Source organism: Micromonospora sp. NPDC052213, assembly GCF_040679695.1.
Classification (GTDB): Bacteria; Actinomycetota; Actinomycetes; order Mycobacteriales; family Micromonosporaceae; genus Micromonospora.
Map to the genome: position 1 here is coordinate 1 of NZ_JBFAVI010000320.1, position 2,609 is coordinate 2,609.

Below are 2,609 nucleotides of genomic sequence, written 5' to 3' on the forward strand. Positions count from 1 at the left end.
CGGCGCGGACCTTGCCGTCGAGGACGGTCTGCATCCGGGCCAGGTCGAGGCCGTCGAGGATGCCGTCGTCGACCACCCCGGCGGTGTGCTCGCCTCCCGCCGCGGCCCGGACGCCCCCGGCGCGGCCGACCTGGTCGCGGAGCTGGGCGCCGCCCGGGTGGTGGCCTGCGACGTCACAGACGCCGACGCCGTCACCGCCCTCGTCGCCGGCCTGCCCGCGCTGACCGCCGTCGTGCACACCGCCGGGGTGGTCGACGACGGCATCCTCGACGGCCTCGACCTGGCCCGGATGCAGACCGTCCTCGACGGCAAGGTCCGCGCCGCGCGGGTGCTCCACGACGCCACCGCCGGCCGGGACCTCGAGGCGTTCGTGCTCTTCTCCTCCCTCGCCGGCGTCGTCGGCAGCGCCGGGCAGGGCAACTACGCGGCGGCCAACGCGTACCTCGACGCGTTCGCGGCGTGGCGGCGCGGCCAGGGGCTGCCCGCCACATCCGTCGGCTGGGGAGCCTGGGCCGAGGACGGCATGGCGGCGGCCACCGCCGCGCTGACCGCCCGGCTCGCCCGGGGCGGCATCAACCCGCTGCCCGCCGCCGAGGCGGTCACCGCGCTCGGCCGGCTGGTCAACGCCGGCGACCCGGCCGTCACCGTCGCCGACGTCGACTGGGGACGCCTCGCCGCCGCATGGGGCGGTCCGACCCCGCTGATCGCCGCCCTGCCCGGGGTGCCCACCGGACCCGTCGGGCCCGTCCGCGCCGTCGTCGTCGGTCGGTCCCTGCCCCAGCTCACCGAGCTGGTCCGCACCCAGGCCGCGGCGGTGCTCGGCTACCCGGCCGGCCAGCCGCTGCCCGACCGCGCGTTCCGCGACCTCGGCTTCGACTCGCTCACCGCCGTCGAGCTGCGCAACCGGCTGACCGCCGAGACGGGCATGACCCTGCCCGCCACCCTCGTCTTCGACCACCCCACCGTCGCCGAGCTGGCCGCCCACCTGCACGGCCTGACCGCCGGCCACGCCCCCGGCGAGGTGGTCGCCGACGGCGCCGGCCTGCACCGGGAACCCATCGCCATCGTCGCGATGAGCTGCCGCTTCCCCGGCGGCGTGTCGTCGCCCGAGCAACTGTGGGACCTCGTCGCCGCCGGCACCGACGCGATGACCCTGATGCCCGGCGAGCGCGGCTGGAACCTCGCCGAGCTGTACCACCCCGACCCCGAGCACCTCGGCACCAGCTACGTCCGCGAGGGCGGCTTCGTCGCCGGGGCCGGCGAGTTCGACCCCGCGTTCTTCGGCATCAGCCCCCGCGAGGCCGTGGCCATGGACCCGCAGCAACGGCTGCTGCTGGAAACCACCTGGGAGGCGTTCGAACGGGCCCGGATCAACCCGACCGCGCTGCGCGGCAGCCGCACCGGCGTGTACGTCGGCACCAACGGGCAGGACTACGGCTCCCTGCTGATGGCCGCCGGGGACGTCGACGAGAACTACCTCGCCACCGGCGTCTCCGCCAGCGTCCTCGCCGGGCGGCTGGCGTACACGTTCGGGCTGCACGGCCCGGCCGTCACCGTCGACACGGCCTGCTCGTCGTCCCTGGTCGCGCTGCACCTCGCCGCCCAGGCCCTGCAGGCGGGGGAGTGCGACCTCGCCCTCGCCGGCGGCGCCACCGTCATGGCCACCCCCGGCATCTTCGTCGGCTTCTCCCGGCAGCGCGGCCTCGCCGCCGACGGCCGGTGCAAGCCGTTCGCCGGGGCCGCCGACGGCACCGGCTGGGGCGAGGGCGTCGGCCTGCTGGTGCTCCAGCGGCTCTCCGACGCCCGCCGCGACGGCAACCCGGTCCTCGCGATCGTCCGTGGCAGCGCCGTCAACCAGGACGGGGCCTCCAACGGGCTCACCGCCCCCAACGGGCCCGCCCAGCAGCGGGTCATCCGACAGGCCCTCGCCAACGCGCGGCTCACCCCCGTCCAGGTCGACGCCGTCGAGGCGCACGGTACGGGCACCACCCTCGGCGACCCGATCGAGGCGCAGGCGCTGCTCGCCACGTACGGGCAGGACCGGCCCGCCGACCGGCCACTGTGGCTCGGCTCCATCAAGTCGAACATCGGCCACACCCAGGCCGCTGCCGGTGTCGCCGGGATCATCAAGATGGTCCTCGCGATGCGGCACGGCGTGCTGCCGCCCACCCTGCACGTCGACGAGCCCACCCCGCACGTCGACTGGTCGGCCGGCAGCGTCGAACTGCTCACCGAGGCCCAGCCCTGGGAGCCGGTCGACGGCGTACGCCGCGCCGGGGTGTCCTCGTTCGGGATCAGCGGCACCAACGTGCACACGATCCTCGAACAGGCCCCCGACGAGGAGCCCGCGCCGGAGACCGACGGGCCGGCCGGCGAGCTGCCCTGGGTGCTCTCCGGGCGTACCGCCGACGCCCTCGCCGACCGCGCCCGGGAGCTGCGGGACCACCTGGAGGAGGTGCCGGACGCCGCGCTCGGCGACGTCGGCTGGTCGCTGATCGCCACCCGGGCGTCCCACGACCACCGGGCGGTGGTCTTCGCCTCCGGTCGGGACGAGTTGACCGCGGCGTTGGACGCGCTCGCCGACGGTCGGCCGGCGTCGCAGGTCGTGA

Annotated in this window: 1 protein-coding gene; it reads left to right on the forward strand. The window is 76.3% G+C overall.

Going from position 1 to position 2,609, the window contains the following annotated elements:
• A partial coding sequence (locus AB0L34_RS33525) for a beta-ketoacyl synthase N-terminal-like domain-containing protein (protein WP_363709661.1) occupies window positions 1–2,609 on the forward strand: 2,609 nt, incomplete at both ends.